This window comes from Campylobacter concisus (genome assembly GCF_002913765.1).
Lineage (GTDB): Bacteria > Campylobacterota > Campylobacteria > Campylobacterales > Campylobacteraceae > Campylobacter_A > Campylobacter_A concisus_BB.
In genome coordinates this window covers 164599-180358 of sequence record NZ_PPCH01000007.1, presented here as the reverse complement: position 1 = coordinate 180358, position 15760 = coordinate 164599, and the positions used below count along the sequence as shown (strand labels likewise).

Below are 15760 nucleotides of genomic sequence, written 5' to 3'. Positions count from 1 at the left end.
CAACTAAAAAGGTAGTCAAAAAGAAGTAGTTAGTTTTGGTTGCAAAATAGCGAATTTACTCTTATTTGAATGAACTAGAGCATGCTTTTAAAATGTAATACTTTTAAACTTAAAGATATTTATTTTAGTAGCAAAATTTATCTTGCATAAAACATCGCAACCAAACCGCGGTTTATATCTTTAGTATCGCCATCATCTATCTTCGTAACCTTTGCGATACTCACACTTTTATCGCTATTTATCGTGAAAGTGAGCTCAATAACTCTCTCATTTACCTTTCTAGCGTTTTCACCAAAATAGATCACTTCTGGCTCTTTTTGCGAGTAGTAGGCGGCATATTTGCTTTGGGCTACGACGTTGTCAAAGACCCATTTTTGTTTGATATCTAAATTTTGTGCAAGCTCATTTTTAAACTCAAGGTCACAGCTAACAGAGGCTAGGTAGCCAGCACTTTCTTTTGTCGGATCAAATTTACAGTGCTTGTTTACGATGGATAAAATAGTCTCTTTATCTATGCTTTTACCACTTTTTAATATGCTATTTGCGCTATCAAGTGCTAGCTCAAGGCTGTTATCAACTCTTTTTTGCTGAGCAGCTTTTGCATTATTTAGAGCTTTTATGTAGCCGCTATTTTTTCTTTCAAACTCATCTTCAAGTACATTTTTCCCTACCACGCAGCTTACTTTAACCACTTTTTTATCGTCACTACTGATGTCTTGCCACTGGGTGCTTGTACAGCCTTTAAAGCTATCTATCGCTGAGCCTATTGTTATTAATTTATTACCTTTTAAAATGTAGTTTTTAACAATACCTATGTTGCTTTCCTTGCAGCCCACTAATAATAAAAGTGCGCTAAATCCTAGAAATAGAGCCTTTTTCATCATTTTACCTTTTTGTAAATTTGACAAAATAGTACCAAACTAAAGTTTAAATTATTATGATTTTGTTAAAATAAATTATATAAATATAATTTATTAAAATAGTTTAGAAAATTTGAATTTTATAAATGAAAAAAATTAGCAGTCAATTCTTGCGAGTGAAATTTTAAAATATGCAAAAAAATTTACTGAATTTGTAAATTTATTTATCATGATTCAAAACAATTTTTTGCTAAAACCAGCTTAGTTTCAGAAATTTAGCTCAATTATTCTTTGTAAATTTTTGATATTTTCTTTGATGTTACCGTCTTTGTAGATCGCTGAGATGACGGCGATGAGATCGGGTTTAGCGCGCGAGAGCGAGCCGATATTTGTCTCATTTATGCCACCTATCACGCAAACAGGTAGGTTTAAAATTTGCTTTGCTTCTTTAACCACTTCAAGCTCACATTTTGGGGCATTTGGCTTTGTAGGGCTTACAAAAACAGAGCCAAAAGCAACGTAGCTAGCGCCGTTTTTAGCGGCATTTATGGCTAAATTTATATCGTTATAGCAGCTAACGCCCACGTATGCGTCTTTGCCTAAAATCTCAAACGCCTCTTTTATGCCCTCATCGTCTTTACCTAGATGAACGGCTTTTGCGCCTATCTTTTTAGCAAATTTGACATCGTCATTTACGATAAATTTCGCGCCAAATTTCTCGCATAAATTTAAAATTTCACTTGCGAGCTTCTCATTTTTGACCGCTTTTTTTGACCTAAACTGAAAAAACTTAACCCCACACTCCAAAATCTCTCTTGCATACTCCAAAGCCAAATTTTCAGGCATTAAAATATCATCGCTAATAGCGTAAATTTCAGCCATTAAGCCCTGCTTTATGATCTATAAGTCTTGCGCCAAATTTACTTTTATGAGCATTTTTTATCCCATTTGCCACAAATTTTTTAGCCATTTTTATGGCGCTTACTAGATCACTTTGCTGCGCTAAAATGGCCGCTAGCGAGCTTGAGAAGCTACAACCAGCCCCGTGCATCACCTTTGGTTCAAAAAGCTCCTCGCTAAATTTCATAGCGTCACCATTTTTTAGATAGAGCGTATCCTCGCAAATTTCATCGACCTTCGTTCGCTTTAGCACCATATCGCAAGGTAAATTTGTAAAATTAATACCCAAAATCCTAGCCTCATCTACATTTGGCGTGGCAACACTTGCGAGCTTTAGTAGCTCTTTTAGCGCCTCGATCGCCCCATCTTCTAGCAGTTTTGCCCCTGATTTTGCCACACAAACAGGATCAATCACAACTGGCACATTTTTAGCTCTTAACTCCTTTAAAAACGCGCTTACAACGGCTATTATCTCCTCGTTAAAGAGCATGCCAACCTTCACAGCGTCTATATCAAGCTCAGCTAGCACCATCTCAAACTGAGCTTTCACCATACTTGCTGGCATCGCAAGTACGCTGCTAACGCCATTTGTATTTTGCGCGGTCACGGCTGTGATGACGCTTGCGCTAAAGCAGCCAAATGCCTCGCAACTTTTTATATCCGCCTGAACGCCTGCACCGCCGACGCTGTCGCTTCCAGCAACTATCAAAACATTTTTTTTACTCACCCACACACCCACTTATCTCTTTTACGTCAAAAGGGTCTTTGACCTGCCATGAAAGTGCGTATTTCTCGATACTTTTCTTGATCGCACTCACCAGATAATCAATATCCTCAAAGGTATGCGTATAGTGAAGGCTAACCCTCACCCAGCCTGGTTTGTGGGTGAAATTTGGATCCTCTTTTAGCCCCAAAAGGTCGTGTCCGTACGAGCCTGCGCACGAGCAACCAGCGCGCATTTGTATGCCATACTCTTTGCTTAAAATTTTTGAAAGCTCGTATGGAGCTACGTTTTTTACATTAAATGAAAATATCGCAAGGCGCTTTAAATTTGCCGGGCAGTAGCTAACTAGCTCTGGGATCTCTCTTAGCCTTTGGCAAAAGTATTCGCTAAGCTCGCTCTCGTTTTCGTAGATAGTCGCAAGCCCTATCTCTTCTCTTAGCTTGTAAGCTAAATTTGCCCGTATAAGCCCCAAAATAGGCGGTGTGCCAGCCTCTTCAAGTGCCTCTTGATCCTTTAAAAATATATGGTAGTTTTTGCTCACATAGCTTACCGTGCCACCACCTGCAAAGCTTGGCACATCGTCATTTGCTAGCACTTTCTTGATTGCCAGTAGCCCACAGCTACCAACTCCGCCAAGAAGCTTATGTGGCGAGATAAATAGCGCGTCAAAGTAGTCGCAGTCTAAATTTGCATAGGCGCTAAGGCTCGCCACGTCAAATGCCACGATGCCGCCAAATTTCTTAACAAGCGTGTAAATTTGCTTGTAGTCGCTTATGACGCCTGTAACGTTTGAGGCTGCGCTAAAGCTAGCGATGATCTCGCGCCTTGCGTTTATCTTTAAAATTTGCTCCAAGTGAGATAGGTCGATGCTACCGTCTTTTGCAAGCCTTATGCGCTCAACCTCGCAAAGCGCCTCTTTAAAGCTGATCTCGTTTGAGTGATGCTCGTATGGCCCAAGAATGACTAGCGGCGAGTCGTTGTTTGGCTTTAGATCAAACCTTCTTTTGGCAGCTGGAGGCACGTAAAGCCCCAAAAGCTCTTGAAATTTCTTGATCGCACCAGTGGCGCCGTATCCAGTAGCTATGAGATAAAACCTATCATCAAGCCCAAGAGCGCGCTTTAGCTCACTTCTAGCGCTATCATACAAAAGCTGCGTTTTATAGGCATTTGAGGATGTTAGCGAGTGGGTGTTGGCGTAGGTTTTTAAGATATCAGCGACCTCGTCCTCGATAGGCTTATACGCAAGCCCAGAAGCGGTGTAGTCGAAGTAATGTATCCCTTTTTTTAAAATAATATCTCTTCTAATGTGCTCTAAATTTACCAACTTTAGCCTTTTAGTTTTTGCGTGATTATAATTAAAATTTTCTAAAAATATGCTACAATCCGCCACACAAAGGATACGAAATTTTAGCCATAAAATCGACATTTGAGCGGATGAAGCACCTTGGTATTGCTGAAGTTATAAAATTTCATCTTGTTTTTGATGACTTTTTATTAAAGGGCTCATACTACGATGTTTTTGAGGCGATCAGGGCTGAAATTTTAGATGATTATAAAAATTTGATGGCTAGGTTTTACTTTGACGAGGATAGCGACGAGGCCATCAAAATGGCTCTCATTAAGCTTGCTAGAAGTGACAGAAAGAAATTTAGCGTAAATAAAATTTTGCCCCAAAGCATGACAAATAGGGTCTATGCAAAGCTTTTTAGCAAGGATTTTTTAGTGCTTGAAAAGAGCCAAGAAAAGCCACGGGTAAAAAGCAAACGCCAAATTTTAAAAAAGAGTGAGCGAGCTTATAAGATAGAGGATAAAATTCACTTCAACAGCCATTTTTCAAGGTTTTGGTTTAGATTTATCGAGCCAAATTTAAGCCTTTTAAAAGAGGACAGGAGTGAAGAAATTTTAGAGCTTATAAGAAGAGAATTTGACGAGTACGCAAGCCTTGGCTTTGAGCTTTTAAGCGGCGAGCTAATGGCTAAAAAGCTTGGGCTTGATGGCATTTTGTTAAGCTCATTTTGGAGTAAAAATATAGAGCTAGACATGCTTTTTAGCATAAATGGCAAGATAATAGTTGGCGAAGCAAAGTATAAAGAGCGAAAAATTTGCAAAAATGTCTTAAATTTAGTCCTTCACAAGTGCGAAAGACTAGGCATAAAGCCTGATATCGTGGCGCTTTTTTCAAAAAGTGGCTTTAGCAACGAGCTTTTGGGCTTAAAAGATGAGCGGCTTAGGCTTTATGAGATAAAAGATTATGAGGAGTTGCTGTGAGTGATATTGACATACAAAATGGCCTAAAAAGCCTGATAGAGCAGACCTATCTGATAGAGCGTGAGTATAAAAATTTGACCGCTTCTTATATGGGCTTGCAAGGTTTTATAAAAGATATCGTGGAAATTTTGCCAAATGCCATTTGGGTACTTGATCAAAATGATGAAATTTTCTTGCAAAACTCAGAGGCACAAAAGCTTGGCAAAGCGCTAAATTTCATCCCAAAAGATGAGGGCGAGCTAAGCTTTGGCTCGCAAATTTATCTAGTAAAAAAGGTGGTCAAAGACGACAAAAAGATCATCTCAGCTACCGACATAACGCAAGAAAAACGAACTGAGCGCCTAGCCTCGATGGGTCAAGTAGCAGCGCACCTAGCTCACGAGATAAGAAACCCCATCGGCTCTATCTCGCTTTTAAATTCCACTCTTTTAAAAAGGGCTGAGCCAAAAATTTTGCCTATCGTCGAGCAGATACAAAAGGGAATTTGGCGGGTTGAGCGCATCATCAAAGCCACACTTCTTTTTACAAAAGGGCTTAGCATCACGCCAAAGGAATTTAACTTTTTAGATATCAAAAGCGAGTGCGAGGAGGCGCTTAAATTTTATGAGTATTCAAAAGATATAACTTTTGAGCTAAATTTCCCTGACGCCACATATGAGGGCGACTTTGACCTCATTGCGATGGTCTTTCAAAACATTTTATTTAACGCGATCGATGCTATCGAAGAGGACGAAAACGACGAAGGCGTGGTGAAGCTAAGCTACGAAAAGACGCCAAATGAACATAAATTTATAGTCTATGACAGCGGCGTTTCTATAAAAAATGAAAATATCGTCTTTGAACCGTTTAAGACGAGCAAGCTAAAGGGCAATGGCCTGGGACTGCACCTTTGTCTGCAGATCATCGAGGCACACAAGGGCAGCATAGAGATAACCCTTGAGCCAAAGACATTTTGTATAAATTTACCTATAAAGGAGAAGTGATGAGTGAAATTTTAGATGAGCTAAATGCGTGGCAAAATGGCCTAAAAGCGCTTAAATTTAGCGAAATTTTTAAAAATGGCAGCGAAAAAGTAGCATTTATAAGCGTTGATATGATAAATGGCTTTTGCTCTGAAGGCGCACTAGCTAGCAAGCGTGTGGGTGAGCTAGCAAGCCGTATAGCAGATACTTTTAGGCTGGCAAGAGAGAAATTTGACCTTAAAAACTACATCCTCATCCAAGATGCTCATGAGCCAAATTCAGCTGAGTTTGCGAGCTTCCCAGCTCATGCTTTAAAAGGGCAAGATGAGGCAGAGGCAGTTGATGAGCTACGAAATTTAGACTTTTTTGATGAGATGAAAATTTTTTATAAAAACTCACTTAGCATCGCTTATTCGCAGGAATTTAATAAATTTATAAGTAAATTTGACAGCTTTGTTATCATGGGCGACTGCACCGATATGTGCGTATATCAGCTTGTCTCTCACCTAAGACTTAGCGCAAATGAGCAAAATTTAAAAAGAGAGATCATCGTGCCAGCAATTTTAGTCCAAACATACGACGCACCAGGGCATAGTGGTGATTTTTACCAAAATGTATTTTTACACCACATGCAAATGGCACTAAATGCACGTGTGGTAAAAGAGCTAGAAATTTAGCCATATATTTATATTAAAAACAATTATCAAGTTATAAAATTTAGCGCTTATCTATCGTATTAATATAATTAATAACGCAGATTTGCGCTAATCTTCAGATCTGTTCTCTTTAAATTTTTCTTCTTATAAAATATTTTTAGATTACATTTTTACAATGTATTTGACATTAACTATCAATATAGTTATAATCACGCTCAAATTTTAAAAATAAGAGGCATTATGGAACTTTTAAAACACAACATTGACTATATAATCATCGGTATTTTGGGCGTTATGAGCTTTTTTGTGCTTTGGTATACGATCGAGCGTATCATTTTTTACTCACGTGTTGATATAAATGGCTACAAAAGCATCGAAGAGCTTGATGAGGCACTGACAAAAAATTTAACCACACTTTACATCATCTACTCAAACGCCCCATATATCGGACTTCTTGGCACGGTTGCTGGCATCATGATCACATTTTATGACATGGGTATGGCTGGCGGCATCGATACAAAAAGTATCATGATCGGTCTTTCTTTAGCGCTAAAAGCGACCGCATTTGGCCTACTTGTGGCGATCCCAACGCTTATGATCTACAATGGCTTTGTTAGAAAAGTCGATGTCATGATAAACAGATACAAGGCCGAAAATGCGTCTAAATAAAAAAGATGGGCTAAATATCGTCCCATTTATCGATATCATGCTCGTTTTGCTAGCCATCGTGCTAAGCATCTCGACCTTTATCGCCCAAGGCAAGATCGCAGTCGATCTACCAAGCGCCAAAAGCGCACAGCAGGATAAAGAGGATGAGAAAAAAGTGAGTGTCGTTATCGATAAAGATAATAAATTTTTCATAGATGATGCAGAAATTTCAGAAGATGAACTAAAAGATAAGCTAAATGCTGTGGATATAAAAACCTTAATCGAGCTAAAAAGCGATAAAAACGCTAAATTTGACAGCTTTGTCAAAGTAATTGATATCTTAAAAGAAAAAGGTCACGAAAACTTTGCAATCCAAACAATCTCTGAGTAAAATTTCAAACTATAGTGGCTTAGCGGTATCGGCAATAGTGCACGTGGCAGCGGCTTATTTCTTGCTTTCACATAATTTTAGTGAGATAAAGATAGGCGAGCAAAAACCTATAAAAATAGCTCTAAATTCTTTTACTCCGGTGCCGCAAACTACGGCTCCGCAGATAAGCGAACAAGTAATGATCCCAGAGCCAACACCCCCAGCTCCTCCGCCACCGCCAGAGCCACCAAAGCCAGAGCCAAAGCCTGAACCAAAGGTCGAGCCAAAGCCACTACCAAAACCAGAACCTAAAAAGATAGAAAAGCCAAAACCTGAGCCAAAAAAGGTGGAGAAAAAACCACTGCCAAAGCCTGAGCCTCACCCCGAACCAAAAATAGAGCCAAAGGTGGAGCCAAAGGTGGAGCCAAAACCTGAGCCAACGCCTGCTATCACCACGCCAGCACCTGCTGTAAATTCAAATTTACCAGCAAATAACAAATCAATTGCCTCAGCTCCAGCCCAAAAAGTAGCCCAAGAGTTAAATTTATCAAACGCGCAAAGCGATGAGGACTTTAGCAAGGTCATAGCAGCTGTGAAAAAGCATAAAAGCTACCCAAACAACGCTAGAAGGATGAAGCATCAAGGCGTTGTTGAAGTTAGATTTTTGCTTAAAACGGATGGCAGCATAGACGAGCTAAAGGTTACTAAAAGTTCAGGCTTTGAGTCGCTTGATAATGGTGCTTTAGAAAATGTCAAAAAGGCAAGCTCTGAGTTTTCAAAGCCAAAAGAAGCTCGCTATCTTCGTTTTCCGATAGCATTTACATTAAGATAGTTTTGGTTTTTTTGACTTGTTTTTTGCAAAATATATTAATGTATAAAATAATGTTTTTACTTAATAAAAACTTAATTTAAGTTATATTTAAAACAAATAAGGGCAAGTGATAAATTTTTTAATTAATTGTCCTTGTTTGTTGTTGCTTTTTAGGTGTGATTTTTTTAAAGACGATAGCAAATTCAATAAAATTTAATTTTTTACCTACTGCTAAACAAAATATTATTATAAAAATTTTTTAACTATGAAATTTTAGCTTGGCTGTTATAAATTTTGTAAATTTATATTTATTTTATATTAAATTTTCTCAAAAATGGCTTTTAAACTTAAAGTGTAGGACAAATCTGAGTTAATTTGACCCTTTTTATATAATAAAAAAGTGATATTATTAGTAATATAACAATTTAGACAAGCAAATTCCTAAAAATTAGCTTAAATATGAAATATAATTTTCTTTCAAAGAGCGCCATATCAAGTCAAAAACTTAAAGCTTAAAAAAAATAAGTAGTCATTAATATTTAAAATCTCAAATACCTATATAATTTCACTCGGTAACAATTTTTTACTAAGGAGAAGCTGTTATGGCAACCAGAAGAGAACATGATTTTATTGGCGAGTTGGAAATTTCTGACAATTTTTACTATGGCATCCAAACATTTAGGGCTACTGAAAACTTCCACATGAGTGGTAGAACATTAAAAGAGTATCCATACTTTGTAAAGGCATTTGCACAGATCAAAAAAGCTGCTGCGCTTGCAAATAAAGAGGTTGGCGTTTTAGATCCAAAGATAGCTGATGCTTTGGCAAAAGCTGCTGATAGAGTAATAGCTGGTGAGTTTTTAGACCAATTTGTCGTTGATATGGTTCAAGGTGGAGCAGGAACAAGTACAAATATGAACTCAAACGAGGTTATCACAAACATCGCGCTTGAGAGCCTTGGCCATAAAAAAGGCGAGTATCAATACATCCATCCAAATGACCACACAAACCTTGGACAAAGCACAAATGACACTTATCCAAGCTCTATTAAAGTAGCAACTTATGCAAAACTTACTGACTTGCTTGCTGCTATGAATTTACTAAAAGATGAGCTTGAGAAAAAAGCAAAAGAATTTAAAGATATCATCAAAATGGGTAGAACAGAGCTTGAAGATGCCGTCCCTACAACACTTGGCAACACTTTTAACGCATTTGCAAGCTACATCAAAAGTGACATCGAAAAGATCACAGCTGTTCGTGAATCAATGACGCATCTAAACATGGGCGCAACTGCGATAGGCACAGGCATCAACTGCCACCCAGAGTATAAAAATGTAGTTGTTAAAAAACTAAAAGAGATCACTGGAGTTGATTTTAAAAAGGCTGATGACTTCATCGCAGCTACGCAAGATACTGCAGACTTCGTCCATGTAAGTGGTGCGCTTAAAACTGCAGCTGTTAGACTTTCAAAAATTGCAAATGACTTAAGACTAATGAACTCAGGTCCAAGATGCGGTCTTGGTGAGATAAATTTACCTCAAATGCAACCAGGCAGCTCAATCATGCCAGGTAAGGTAAATCCAGTTATCGCTGAGGTTGTTGGAGAAGCTTGCTACGAGGTTATCGGCAACGACGTAACTATCATGCTTTGCTCTGAAAGAGGCGAATTTGAGCTAAATGCATTTGAGCCAGGCATCGCTTATGCGCTATTTAACTCTATATTTATCCTTGAAAATGCTATGAAAACACTAGCTGAAAAAGCTATCAAAAAACTTACAGCAAACCCTGAGGCTTGCTTAAAATCAGTTCTTGGCTCAGTTGGTATCGTAACAGCATTTAACCCATATATCGGTTACGAAAAATCAGCAAGCATCGCTAAAGAAGCTCTTCAAACAGGTAAAGCAGTTGGCGATATCTGCCTAGAGAGAGGCTATCTAAGCAAAGAGGAGATCGATAAGATTTTAGAGCCTAAAAATATGCTAAATCCGAGCATGGTTAAGTAAAAATTTAAGCAAAGTATTATTAAAAGCGTGCCAGAATTCTGACACGCTTAAGTGGTGATTTTAGTAATAAAATTTAATAAAGGAGTTTTCGATGGATATAATGCTGATCTTACAGATTATAGTCCTATTTGGCGGCATCTATCTTGGTGTCAAACTAGGTGGTATGGGCGTTGGCTACGCAGGTGGTCTAGGCGTTGTGATACTCGCTTTACTTGGTATGAAAGTCGATATGAAAGACATCCCTATGGATGTTATCTTGATCATCGCTTCAGTTATCTCAGCGATCACAGCTTTACAAGTTGCTGGCGGACTTGATTATTTAGTTCAAGTAGCAACTAAAATTTTACGCAAGAATCCAAAACAGATCAACTTTCTTGCTCCGATAGTTACTTACTTTTTAACTATCCTTGCAGGTACTGGACACACTGCGTTTTCTATGATCCCTGTTATCGTTGAGGTTGCAAAAACTCAAAACATCAAACCTTCAGCTCCACTTGCGCTTTCAGTTGTCTCTTCTCAAGTAGCGATCACTGCAAGCCCTATCTCAGCTGCGTTTGTTGCTATGAGCGGTCTATGTGAAAAGCTAGGTGTTAGCTATCCAGTGTTGCTATTTATTTGTATATCAACTACATTTGTTGCGATGATTATCACTGCATTTATCGTCAATAAATTTTACGATCTTGACCTTTCAAAAGATCCTATCTACCAAGATAGACTTGCAAAAGGTTTGGTTGCAGAGGTTAAGGATGTTGAGTATCACGAGCCAAAACCATACGCAAAAAGATCAGTTGCTATCTTTGCTGTTGGCGTTTTGATCGTTGTTTGCTATGCGCTAGTCATTTCAAAGAGCTTAGGTCTTGTAGAAAAACCTATCCTTTCAAGAGATGCTGCTATTATTAGCTTTATGCTAACAATTGGCTTTACAATCGCAGTAGCTTGCAAAGTTGAGACAGGCAAACTTCTATCAACTAGCACTTTCCAAAGTGGTATGAATGCGTGCATCTGCGTTATTGGTATTGCATGGCTTGGTACTACATTTGTTAATGGACACCTTGACGCTATCAAAGAGGCTGCAAAAGACTTCGTTACTCAGTATCCATTTATCTTAGCTGTTGCGCTTTATTTCTTAAGCTGCTTGCTATACTCACAAGCTGCTACAACAAAGGTTATGATGCCTGCTGTTGCTGCTGCTCTTGGTATGACTAGCCCTGAAAATTCAGGTCAAATTTGGATCCTTGTAGCTTCATTTGCTGCAGTTTCTGGTCTATTTGTATTGCCAACATATCCTACAACACTAGGTGCGATAGCGATGGACGATACAGGAACTACAAGAGTTGGTAAATTTGTATTTAACCACTCATTCTTCATCCCAGGAACTATAATGGTTGCATTATCAGTTATCCTTGGATTTATAGTAGCTCCAGTTCTTATATAAAACTTAAGCCGAGATCTTCTCTCGGCTTTTTATTCTTCTTTAAATTTTCAATTTTTTATATCAAATTCTTAAATAGTATCTCTTTTTAAATTTAATTTTTTCATTTTTATAAATCACGCAAAAATCGCGCTAAAATTTAATCCATCTTAATTCATTATTTTTTAAAATTTGCTCTATTTTGATATTTAATCTCACATATCATAAAAAATAAAAACTAAAAAAAATTATTAAATAAAATTTAATTTTACTTTCAACTTTAAATAATAAAATAACAAAAAGTAAAATTTCTTTTAAAGGGAGAAAGATGAGCTTAAATAGAAGAGAATTTTTAAAATTCAGTGCAGGAGTTAGCGCAGCTGCATCATCTCTGTCAGGTGGTGCTTTGCAAGGTGCTGCAAATGGAGGCGAAAAGCACGTTCATAGCTTTTGTGAGATGTGCTCTTCAAGGTGTCCTATCGAAGCAAAAGTCGTTGATGGCAAAGTTCGCTTTTTAAGTGGCAATCCAAAAGCTGGCGGCACGGCTACCTCTCTTTGTGCAAGAGGCGGCTCAGGACTTAGTCAGCTCTATGATGAAAATAGGATCAAAAAGCCGTTAATCAGAGCTGGCGAGAGAGGCGAAAATAAATGGCGCGAGGTTAGCTGGGACGAGGCGCTTGACTATGTCGCTTCAAAGATGCTTGATATCAAGCAAAAGTATGGCCCTGAAAGCTTTGTCTTTACCTGTAAAAGCTCGCAAACGCACAAGCTAATGGTAAATTTTGCCTCAGCTTATGGCTCGCCAAACTGCTTTTCACACTTTTCATGCTGTCCGATCACCTATCAAATGGTCTGCGAGCAGATGTATGGCATCGCTAAGCTAAAAAGAGACTTTGCAAATGCAAAATACGTTGTAAATTTTGGTCACAACCTCTTTGAGGGTATAGTCATAGCTGATGCAAAAAAGCTTGCTAAATTTGCAGCTAGCAAGGATACAAAGCTACTTGTGCTTGAGCCAAGATTTAGCGTTGTAGCTGCAAAAGCTGATGAGTGGCTACCAGTCAAACCTGGCACTGATCTAGCATTTGTTCTAGCACTCATCAACACTTGGATACAAAATGGCACTTACGATAAAGAATTTATCGAGAAATTTACAACTGGCTTTGATGAGATCGTAAAGAGCGTCGAGGGCAAAACACCTGAGTGGCAAGAGACAATCACTGGCATAAAAGCAAGTGATGTTAGACGCATCGCTGATGAAATTTATAAAGCTGCTCCAAGAGTTATTTTTGATTTTGGGCATAAGACAACTACCACAAGAGCTGAGTATATGAGAACAAAAGCTATAATGGTGGCAAATGCGATGATGGGCAACTGGGAGGTTAAGGGCGGTCTTTTTGGTGGCAAAAATGCAAAGACCTTTAACAAACTAGTTGGTGAGGATAAATTTCCAGTTCTTAAAAACCCAGATGAGAAATTTAAAGTGCCAAAAGTCACTAGACTAGACTTCGCTGGCGAGGCTGGAGCGCATAAATTTGTAAGCAGAAAACATGGCGTTTTGATGGATATAGATAACGCTATCTTAAACGAGAAGCCTTACGCCATAAAAGGTTGGTTTAACATCCGCTTTAACCACCTCATAAACGTGGCTGAGACGATGAAGAGCATAGAGGCGATGAAGAAGCTTGAGCTCATCGTAGTGAGCGATGTCTATCTAAACGATATGGCGACCTTTGCTGATGTCATCTTGCCTGAGAGCAGCTACCTAGAGCGCGACGAGGGCATAGAGGACAAGTCAGGTCTAAAACCAGCTTATATGATAAGAAATAAAGTCGTTGATCCAGTTGGTGACACGAAAGATGGGGCATTTATCTTTAGAGAGCTAGCACGCCGCATGAAGATAGATGAGCTTTACACTTGGAATGACATACGCGAGTTTAGGATGCAGCAAGCTGGCGGAGATGTAAATTTACTTGCCGCACTAGAAAAAGATGGCTTTATCACGTGGGATGAACCGGGAATTTTGTTTAGAGAAAAAGGTATGATAGATAAATTTATCGCTAAATATCCAGTAGCTGCTAAATTTGTAGGTGAAAATGGACTAATGGACGATATGGCTAAGCTTAAAACAAAAAGTGGCAAGATAGAGCTATTTTTACCTGATGTCGAGGCGCAGTTTGCAGGATATGGCGCGCTAAATGACAAAGATATGGACACATTTGACGGACACGAGCTTTGCCTGACTTGCGGTAAAACGCCTATTCATACCAACGGTCACACTCAGGCAGTGCCATTTTTAAATGACCTTATGAGCGATAGCCCTATCTGGATCAATCCAAACACCGCTAAAAAGCAAAATTTACGTGACGGCGACACGGTCTTAGTCAAAAATAAATTTGGCGAGCAAAAGGGCAAGCTTATGGTGACTGAGGGCATTAGAGAAGATACGCTCTTTATCTATCACGGCTTTGGACACATCACTCCAGCTCTTAATAGCATAGATCACGTAGGGCTTAACACAAGCGTACTTCTTGATCCAGCTGAGGGTCCGGTGGCTGCGACTATGGTTACAAATGTTGGCGTTAGCATAAGTAAAGCGTAAGGATAGAAAATGAAAAAATATATGATGATACATGATGAAAATTTATGCATCGGCTGTCAAGGCTGCTCGGTAGCTTGCAGAAGTGCAAACAACGTGCCAAGGGGACTTTACCGCTTGCAGGTGCATGCAAAGATGAGTGGGACATTTCCAAATTTAAAGACTGACTTTTTACGTCAAAGCTGCGTTATGTGCGAAGATGCACCTTGTGTTGAGGTTTGTCCAACTGGCGCTAGCTTTAAAACGGCTGATGGCGTAACGCTGCTTGATCATAGAATTTGCGTTAGTTGTAAGTACTGCATCTTAGCCTGTCCATACGACGCTCGCTACGTCTTGCCAGATGGCGAGATAGGCAAATGCACATTTTGCTATGAGAGTAGGCTAGAAGAGGGCAAAGAGCCAGCTTGTGTTAGCGTCTGCCCTACAAATGCCCTAACTTTTGGCGACGTAAATGATGAAAACTCTAAAATTTCAAAGAAACTAAAAGAGAGCAAATACTACTTGCCAAAAGCGGAGTTAAACACAAAACCTTCACTTGCGATGATCGCAAATACAAAAGGAGCACACCATGAATAACATGTCAGGAAGCCTAGCTCAATACACAGAAATTTACTGGGGCTGGCCGATAGCTTTTTATCTATTTTTAGCAGGACTTAGTGCAGGTGCTAGCATCGTTGCTGTGCTTATATCAAATAAATTTGGCAAGGATAACTACTACTTTAAAGCAGCCGCCCTTATCGCTCCAGTGGCGATCGTCCTTGGACTTGCTCTTTTGGTGCTTGATCTTGGCAAGCCGCTTAGCTTTTACTGGATACTCTTGCTTTATAACTTTGACTCAGTTATGTCAATAGGCGTTGCGCTGCTTCTAGTTTATACGCCTCTTAGTGTTATATACGCGCTTGGTGCGTTTAAAAACGAGATCGCGTTACTTAAAATTTCACTTTTTGACACGGTTGCAAATTTAGCTAGCAAGCTTTCAGGCCTACTTGGAATTTTACTTTTCATCCTTGGCATCGGCGTTGGCGCATATACGGGCTTTTTGCTAAGTGCAGCTCACAAGATCGCACTTTGGAACACGCCAGTTTTGCCACTATTATTCTTAGTTTCTGGCTTAAGCTGTGCTGGTGCATTTACGCTACTTCTTGGCGTGCTAAAAGATGAAAAGAGAGCGCAAAATCAAACTGCACACTTTTTATTAAAATTTGACTTTTTAGCGATAATAGTCGAGTTTTTGCTGATAGTTGCACTTTTTATGGTTGTAAAAGGTGCAAGTGCAAGTGGTGCGCAGAGCGTAGCAAACGCACTTAGCGCAAATTCTCTTGGGCTGATGTTTTATATCGGCGTCATAGGTCTTGGTATGGCTGTGCCTATCATCTTGGACTTAAGCGTCTTAAAGGTGCATGATTTCAAACGCGAATTTGCCGTGCTAAACGCTATTTTAGTCATTTGTGGTGTCTTTTTGCTAAGATATTACATAGTCTATGCAGGACAAATTTTTATTTAATACTTAAAAAAGAATTTTAATTTGAAATTTACCTATTAAGTATT

Annotated in this window: 15 protein-coding genes; 11 read left to right on the top strand and 4 right to left on the bottom strand. The window is 38.9% G+C overall.

From position 1 onward, the window contains the following. Window positions 1-137: 137 nt before the first annotated feature. From CYO89_RS01540 to CYO89_RS01525, 4 genes are all read right to left on the bottom strand, one after another. A complete protein-coding gene (locus CYO89_RS01540; RefSeq protein WP_103596882.1) occupies window positions 138-881 on the bottom strand; it encodes a hypothetical protein in 744 nt (247 codons plus the stop codon). Between the two features lie 246 nt (window positions 882-1127). Next, window positions 1128-1742, bottom strand: coding sequence for a thiamine phosphate synthase (gene thiE, locus CYO89_RS01535; protein WP_103596881.1), 615 nt, complete (start codon window positions 1740-1742; stop codon window positions 1128-1130). After that, window positions 1735-2487 (bottom strand): bifunctional hydroxymethylpyrimidine kinase/phosphomethylpyrimidine kinase, encoded by a 753-nt coding sequence (gene thiD, locus CYO89_RS01530; RefSeq protein ID WP_430516203.1) that lies wholly within the window; start codon window positions 2485-2487, stop codon window positions 1735-1737. Before thiD ends, thiE begins: the two co-directional genes overlap by 8 nt. Continuing rightward, window positions 2480-3808, bottom strand: a complete 1329-nt coding sequence (locus tag CYO89_RS01525) for an aminotransferase class V-fold PLP-dependent enzyme (RefSeq protein WP_103596996.1) — start codon at window positions 3806-3808, stop codon at window positions 2480-2482. The genes thiD and CYO89_RS01525 overlap by 8 nt, the downstream gene beginning before the upstream one ends. Window positions 3809-3918: 110 nt before the next feature. Between CYO89_RS01525 and CYO89_RS01520 the strand changes: the two genes are divergently transcribed. From CYO89_RS01520 to nrfD, 11 genes are all read left to right on the top strand, one after another. Continuing rightward, entirely contained in the window at window positions 3919-4752 is an 834-nt protein-coding gene (locus CYO89_RS01520; protein WP_103596880.1) for a DUF234 domain-containing protein, read from the top strand. After that, on the top strand, window positions 4749-5735 hold the full coding sequence (locus tag CYO89_RS01515) for a sensor histidine kinase (RefSeq protein WP_103596879.1): 987 nt from the start codon (window positions 4749-4751) through the stop codon (window positions 5733-5735). The genes CYO89_RS01520 and CYO89_RS01515 overlap by 4 nt, the downstream gene beginning before the upstream one ends. After that, window positions 5735-6391: a cysteine hydrolase family protein gene (locus CYO89_RS01510; RefSeq protein ID WP_103596878.1), complete on the top strand. Its 657-nt coding sequence runs from the start codon at window positions 5735-5737 to the stop codon at window positions 6389-6391. The genes CYO89_RS01515 and CYO89_RS01510 overlap by 1 nt, the downstream gene beginning before the upstream one ends. Window positions 6392-6610: 219 nt before the next feature. Then, a complete protein-coding gene (exbB, locus tag CYO89_RS01505; RefSeq protein ID WP_103596877.1) occupies window positions 6611-7039 on the top strand; it encodes a TonB-system energizer ExbB in 429 nt (142 codons plus the stop codon). Next, window positions 7026-7409 carry a TonB system transport protein ExbD gene (gene exbD, locus CYO89_RS01500; RefSeq protein ID WP_002939576.1) on the top strand — a complete coding sequence of 128 codons (384 nt, stop codon included), beginning with the start codon at window positions 7026-7028 and terminating at the stop codon, window positions 7407-7409. The genes exbB and exbD overlap by 14 nt, the downstream gene beginning before the upstream one ends. Before the next feature lie 61 nt (window positions 7410-7470). After that, window positions 7471-8220, top strand: a complete 750-nt coding sequence (locus CYO89_RS01495; protein WP_258032487.1) for an energy transducer TonB — start codon at window positions 7471-7473, stop codon at window positions 8218-8220. Window positions 8221-8801: 581 nt separating this feature from the next. Beyond that, on the top strand, window positions 8802-10202 hold the full coding sequence (locus tag CYO89_RS01490) for an aspartate ammonia-lyase (protein ID WP_103596875.1): 1401 nt from the start codon (window positions 8802-8804) through the stop codon (window positions 10200-10202). Between the two features lie 91 nt (window positions 10203-10293). Continuing rightward, the gene (locus tag CYO89_RS01485; protein WP_103596874.1) at window positions 10294-11637 is read left to right on the top strand and encodes an anaerobic C4-dicarboxylate transporter; all 1344 of its coding nucleotides are present in this window, start codon (window positions 10294-10296) and stop codon (window positions 11635-11637) included. A 304-nt stretch (window positions 11638-11941) separates the two neighbouring features. After that, window positions 11942-14215, top strand: coding sequence for a thiosulfate reductase PhsA (gene phsA / locus CYO89_RS01480; protein ID WP_103596873.1), 2274 nt, complete (start codon window positions 11942-11944; stop codon window positions 14213-14215). Window positions 14216-14224: 9 nt separating this feature from the next. Then, complete coding sequence (locus CYO89_RS01475) at window positions 14225-14788, top strand: 4Fe-4S dicluster domain-containing protein (RefSeq protein WP_012140133.1); 564 nt, start codon at window positions 14225-14227, stop codon at window positions 14786-14788. Further along, window positions 14781-15716 carry an NrfD/PsrC family molybdoenzyme membrane anchor subunit gene (gene nrfD / locus CYO89_RS01470; RefSeq protein WP_103596872.1) on the top strand — a complete coding sequence of 312 codons (936 nt, stop codon included), beginning with the start codon at window positions 14781-14783 and terminating at the stop codon, window positions 15714-15716. Before CYO89_RS01475 ends, nrfD begins: the two co-directional genes overlap by 8 nt. Window positions 15717-15760: the final 44 nt, after the last annotated feature.

Bases quoted from the DNA above. Each gene is read 5' to 3' on its own strand.
- CYO89_RS01520 (WP_103596880.1), top strand. From the start codon at position 3,919: ATGAAGCACCTTGGTATTGCTGAAGTTATAAAATTTCATCTTGTTTTT.
- CYO89_RS01540 (WP_103596882.1), bottom strand. From the start codon at position 881: ATGAAAAAGGCTCTATTTCTAGGATTTAGCGCACTTTTATTATTAGTG.
- thiE (WP_103596881.1), bottom strand. From the start codon at position 1,742: ATGGCTGAAATTTACGCTATTAGCGATGATATTTTAATGCCTGAAAAT.
- CYO89_RS01475 (WP_012140133.1), top strand. From the start codon at position 14,225: ATGAAAAAATATATGATGATACATGATGAAAATTTATGCATCGGCTGT.
- CYO89_RS01510 (WP_103596878.1), top strand. From the start codon at position 5,735: ATGAGTGAAATTTTAGATGAGCTAAATGCGTGGCAAAATGGCCTAAAA.
- exbD (WP_002939576.1), top strand. From the start codon at position 7,026: ATGCGTCTAAATAAAAAAGATGGGCTAAATATCGTCCCATTTATCGAT.
- CYO89_RS01485 (WP_103596874.1), top strand. From the start codon at position 10,294: ATGGATATAATGCTGATCTTACAGATTATAGTCCTATTTGGCGGCATC.
- phsA (WP_103596873.1), top strand. From the start codon at position 11,942: ATGAGCTTAAATAGAAGAGAATTTTTAAAATTCAGTGCAGGAGTTAGC.
- CYO89_RS01490 (WP_103596875.1), top strand. From the start codon at position 8,802: ATGGCAACCAGAAGAGAACATGATTTTATTGGCGAGTTGGAAATTTCT.
- nrfD (WP_103596872.1), top strand. From the start codon at position 14,781: ATGAATAACATGTCAGGAAGCCTAGCTCAATACACAGAAATTTACTGG.
- exbB (WP_103596877.1), top strand. From the start codon at position 6,611: ATGGAACTTTTAAAACACAACATTGACTATATAATCATCGGTATTTTG.